The organism is Mesorhizobium sp. M2C.T.Ca.TU.002.02.1.1, from assembly GCF_003997225.1.
Genome location: NZ_RZTO01000563.1, coordinates 1 through 4,163 on the forward strand (window position 1 = coordinate 1; position 4,163 = coordinate 4,163).

General features: G+C 63.7%; 8 protein-coding genes, 2 pseudogenes and 1 riboswitch. Of the genes and pseudogenes, 2 read left to right on the plus strand and 8 right to left on the minus strand.

Annotated elements, in window-relative coordinates:
* Positions 1–17: 17 nt before the first annotated feature.
* Positions 18–236: a hypothetical protein gene (locus tag EOD07_RS24915; RefSeq protein ID WP_127237317.1), complete on the minus strand. Its 219-nt coding sequence runs from the start codon at positions 234–236 to the stop codon at positions 18–20.
* A gap of 281 nt (positions 237–517) precedes the next feature.
* On the opposite strand from EOD07_RS24915, the gene ndk reads away from it, so the two are divergent.
* The gene (gene ndk / locus EOD07_RS24920; RefSeq protein WP_040984737.1) at positions 518–940 is read left to right on the plus strand and encodes a nucleoside-diphosphate kinase; all 423 of its coding nucleotides are present in this window, start codon (positions 518–520) and stop codon (positions 938–940) included.
* A 180-nt stretch (positions 941–1,120) separates the two neighbouring features.
* Positions 1,121–1,369, plus strand: a complete 249-nt coding sequence (locus tag EOD07_RS24925) for a hypothetical protein (RefSeq protein ID WP_127237318.1) — start codon at positions 1,121–1,123, stop codon at positions 1,367–1,369.
* Here EOD07_RS24925 and EOD07_RS24930 read toward each other — a convergent pair.
* The 7 genes and pseudogenes from EOD07_RS24930 to EOD07_RS24960 form a co-directional block, all read right to left on the minus strand.
* Positions 1,344–1,688, minus strand: coding sequence for a DUF190 domain-containing protein (locus EOD07_RS24930; RefSeq protein ID WP_040984734.1), 345 nt, complete (start codon positions 1,686–1,688; stop codon positions 1,344–1,346). The two genes, EOD07_RS24925 and EOD07_RS24930, sit on opposite strands and share 26 nt — an antisense overlap.
* Before the next feature lie 49 nt (positions 1,689–1,737).
* A pseudogene (gene crcB, locus EOD07_RS24935) lies at positions 1,738–2,142 on the minus strand (fluoride efflux transporter CrcB); the annotation flags it as partial.
* A 3-nt stretch (positions 2,143–2,145) separates the two neighbouring features.
* The gene (crcB, locus tag EOD07_RS24940) at positions 2,146–2,580 is read right to left on the minus strand and encodes a fluoride efflux transporter CrcB (RefSeq protein ID WP_127237320.1); all 435 of its coding nucleotides are present in this window, start codon (positions 2,578–2,580) and stop codon (positions 2,146–2,148) included.
* Between the two features lie 97 nt (positions 2,581–2,677).
* Positions 2,678–2,739, minus strand: a riboswitch (Fluoride riboswitch).
* Positions 2,740–2,766: 27 nt separating this feature from the next.
* Positions 2,767–3,180 carry a YbaY family lipoprotein gene (locus EOD07_RS24945; protein ID WP_127237321.1) on the minus strand — a complete coding sequence of 138 codons (414 nt, stop codon included), beginning with the start codon at positions 3,178–3,180 and terminating at the stop codon, positions 2,767–2,769.
* 133 nt (positions 3,181–3,313) lie between these two features.
* Positions 3,314–3,790: a molybdenum cofactor biosynthesis protein MoaE gene (locus EOD07_RS24950; protein WP_127237322.1), complete on the minus strand. Its 477-nt coding sequence runs from the start codon at positions 3,788–3,790 to the stop codon at positions 3,314–3,316.
* A 1-nt stretch (position 3,791) separates the two neighbouring features.
* Complete coding sequence (gene moaD, locus EOD07_RS24955) at positions 3,792–4,049, minus strand: molybdopterin converting factor subunit 1 (protein ID WP_041001878.1); 258 nt, start codon at positions 4,047–4,049, stop codon at positions 3,792–3,794.
* Position 4,050: 1 nt separating this feature from the next.
* Positions 4,051–4,163 (minus strand): annotated as a pseudogene (locus tag EOD07_RS24960) (CDP-diacylglycerol--glycerol-3-phosphate 3-phosphatidyltransferase); the annotation flags it as partial.

Consider the following 4,163-nt stretch of genomic DNA (forward strand, 5'->3'; position numbering starts at 1 on the left):
AGATCGAGCTTTAGCGTCTATTTCCGGCGCTCCCTGGTCGACGCGTCCTTCTCGACCAGCTTGACGCAGATCGGGTCGCCCTTTTCCATCCGGATACATTGCCATTCCGGGCCGAAGCCGAAATTCTGCTGTCCGAGCCGTGGAAAGAGCAGCCCGACCAAGACGATCGCGGCAAGAACCACCGCCATGACAATGATGCCGCAGATATCGCCGCGCCTGAGATAAGGCCAGTTCATCGCCTCGGGCTCCGCTGCCGCAACGCCCCGGATTCCGTGCGAAGCATGTTCGCAGCCGCCTAAAGCGCGTCGCGATCTTTCAGATTCGCTCCTTGCGCTTCAGGTTTTTGATTTTGCGCATGTCTTTATCCCGAAACCGGTTCCCGCTTTCGGGAGACTTGCTTCAATTATCCCGCAAAGGGTTCTCCTTGGCCAGAACCCGCCTCCCCTTGGCAAGCCGCCGGGCGGCTTGTATAGAGCCCGCCACCCCAATTTCCATTCCCAAGAACAAGGACGACCCTATGGCGATCGAACGCACCTTCTCCATGATCAAGCCGGACGCGACCCGGCGCAACCTGACGGGCGCCATCACCAAGATGCTGGAAGACGCCGGCCTGCGCGTCGTCGCATCGCGCCGTGTGTGGATGAGCCGCCGCGAGGCCGAAGGCTTCTACGCGGTCCACAAGGATCGCCCGTTCTTCGGCGAGCTGGTGGAATTCATGTCGTCGGCGCCCACCATCGTGCAGGTGCTGGAGGGCGAGAACGCCATCGCCAGGAACCGTGAAGTGATGGGCGCCACCAACCCGGCCAACGCCGCCGAGGGCACCATCCGCAAGGTGCACGCGCTGTCGATCGGCGAAAACTCGGTGCATGGCTCGGACGCGCCGGAGACCGCCGCGCAGGAGATCAAGTACTGGTTCTCGGATACAGAGATCGTCGGCTGAGGCCCTCAAATCCCGGTTCAAGACATGGAGGCGGCCCGGCAGCACCGGGTCGCCTCTTTGCTTTACAGGTGGACAAAGCCGCCGAACACCCTAGGTTCAGCGGCATCGGCGACAGATGGCCAAGGGCGTCGCCGGCTGTGAGCGACCACCGCGCTTCCGCCCGAACTGAGGGAGGGAAGCATGATCAAGCCTCATGTTTCTGAAAGTGGCGTTGCCTATCCGGACGACCTCGCCCTGTTGAAGCGTATCTATGACGAGGTCTGCGAGGAACGCGGCATCGTCATAGGCAGTCCCGAGGCGTCGGACTTGGCGATAGAGGCCATGAAGCTCTTTTCCGCCGGTATCTTCGACGAAGGGACGATCGGCCGCCGGCTTCGTGGCGGGGTGACGGAAGACGGCGGGTTCAGTCCCCGTCGCCGTAGCGGATGACCTCGACCTTCTCCCTGGTGATCAGGCAGCTCTTTGTCTTGGTCAGCGCCTTGATCTCCGGGATCAGCGCATCGATCTTCTCCGGCGCGTCGACGATCTCGACGACAATCGGCAGATCCTGCGACAAGCGCAGTATCTTGGCGGTGTGAAGCACGCTGGAACGGCCGAAGCCGAGCGGACCTCTCAGCACCGTGGCGCCGGCCATGCCCGCCTCGCGCGCCTTGATGACGATCGCCTCGTGCAGCGGCTTGCCGTCAGCGGCCCTGTCGTCCTCGCCGAAGAAGATCCTGAGCAGCGCGCATTGCGCGGGAAGTTCCATCTTCTCTTCTCCCTGATCTCTTTTTAGCCCGATCACCTTCGACCGGCAAACGATTGAGCCTGGACGCCATGAGATAGCCCAGCCATGCGGCGGCCAGCGACAGCCCGACGACACTGATGAGATAGGTCGCGGCCAGCGGCCAGTCGCCCTGAAACAGCAGGAGGAAGGTATCGAGGCTCATTGCCGAAAACGTGGTGAGCCCGCCGCAAAAGCCGGCCATGACGAAATTGCGGGCAGCCTGGCTGACCATCAGGCGGCCGTCCGGCCCGGTCATCGTGGCGAAGGCCATGATGACCCAGGAGCCGACGACATTGACGAAAGCGGTTGACCAAAGCGCGTTCAGGCCGAGCAGCGAGACGATGACGTAGCCCGACAGGAAGCGGGTCAGGGAGCCCACAGCGGCGCCACAGCCGACCGCCAGATAAAGCCGCATCGCCGTCTGCCTGTCCACCATCGCTCAGCCCGCAGCCCCGGTGGCTGAACCAACCACCCAGGTGGTTGAACCAACCACCCAGACCACCGCCCAAAAGCCGAGGGCGACGAACAGCACGCACAGCGCCGACGAAGCGACGACGTTGAAGGCGGCGAGCCGCCCTTCACCGTCGAGCCCGAGGTTCAGCGTCTGCAGGCAGAAGGACGACACGGTGGTGTAGCCGCCGAACAGGCCGACGACGATCAGGTCGCGCACGAGATCGCTAGCGAAGACACCGCCGACCGAGCGCGCAGCACCCGCGAAGGCGCCGATGGCAAGGGCGCCGGAGACGTTGACCGCCAGCGTGCCCCAGGGAAAGGTCTCGCCGACGCCGCGGCCGACCACGCCGGACAGGAAAAAGCGGGAAACGCCGCCGAGGAAACCGCCGATCAGGACCAGGGCGCAAGCCGCAAGGGTCATCGCTTCAATGCCTTTCCAAACGCGATTCCGTACCGGAATCACTTCACGAAATCAGGCATGATACGAGCGGGAAAACAAATCCTGCCGCGCAAGAGCACGCCTGGCAGGAGTCATCAGCCACAAGGGCGGTTTCGGGGGAACCCCATCCCCATTTTCAAGGGAACCTAGGCGGTTGCGGCGGTGGGGTCAATTGGCGCGTTTCAACACGATGCTCTGCGGCTTGCCGGCCAGCGGATCGAGCTGGCGGCTTGTATCGGTGATGAACATCAGTCGTTCGCCGATCGTGATACGCGCCTGCAGAGCGTAGGTCCGGTCCTTCTGGATTGCCTTGGGGTCGAAACCGATGTCGAATTTGATCGGCACCTGGCCGGTGGGCGCTATCCTGCGCTTGGCGATCACGGTCGCCGGCGCATCGGCCAGCGAGACATCGGCGAGCTCGACCACAAGCACGGCATCCGGCGGCAGGGCGATGCGCTCGCGATAGGTCACCTCGCCCGCGATCGTCTTCTCGCCGGCCTTAGTCACTTCCGGCACGGCAAGCACGCCGACGACCAGCGGCACCAGCCCGAAGATGAAGAACTCCGCGATGCGGTCCAGCATGACCCTGCTCCGCCAAGCAAATCAAACCAACCGCCAGGCTTGGGAAGGATTGCGGTCGTTCGATGGCCGAACGGGAGTTTTTTCTGATGCATGCCGTTGCCCCAGAACCGCTGCGCACTCTGGGCGACATGCATCATTCGCCCTGTTTCTTCCAGCGGTCCGCCGCGCGATCGTCGGCTTCCTTGGCCTCTACCCAGCCGCCCTCGGTGCCGTCTGCGCGATGTTCCTTCTTCCAGAAGGGGGCGCGCGACTTCAGATAATCCATCAGGAAATTCGCAGCTTCGAAGGCCGCCTGCCGGTGCGACGAGGCCGCGACCACCAGCACGATGTTCTCGCCCGGCGCTATCTTGCCATGCCGATGGATGACGGTGAGCCCCTGCAGCGGCCAGCGCTCGGTCGCCTCGGCGGCGATGCGGCCGATCTCGGCCTCTGCCATGCCGGGATAGTGCTCGAGCTCGAGCGCCGACAGCGCGCCCCGCTCGTCGCGGCAAAGGCCGGAAAAAGTGACCACAGCGCCGATATCGGAGCGCGCCCTGGTCAGGCCGGCGATCTCGGCGGCGATGTCGAAGTCCTCGCGCTGGATGCGGATGGCGGGCACAACGCCGGCCATCTCAGCCCCCGGTCATCGGCGGAAACAGCGCGATCTCGCGCGCGCCGGCGATCTTCTCGCGGTGGCCGACATGTTCCTGATTGATGGCGACGCGGATGACGTCCGGATACTGCAGCGCGTTCTCATACTCCTCGCCGCGCGACTTCAGCCAGCGCAGCAGGTCGGCGACCGTCTCGATGCCGGAAGGCAATTCGACATCCTCTTCCGGCTTGCCGATCCGCTCGCGTACCCAGGCGAAATAGATGAGCTTCGTGGACATCTCACTCGTCCATGATGTGCTTGAGGCCGGCGCGGAAATAATCATAGCCGGTGTAGAGCGTGACGAGGGCCGCGACCCACAAAAGCACCAGGCCGATCTGGGTGGTCAGCGGAA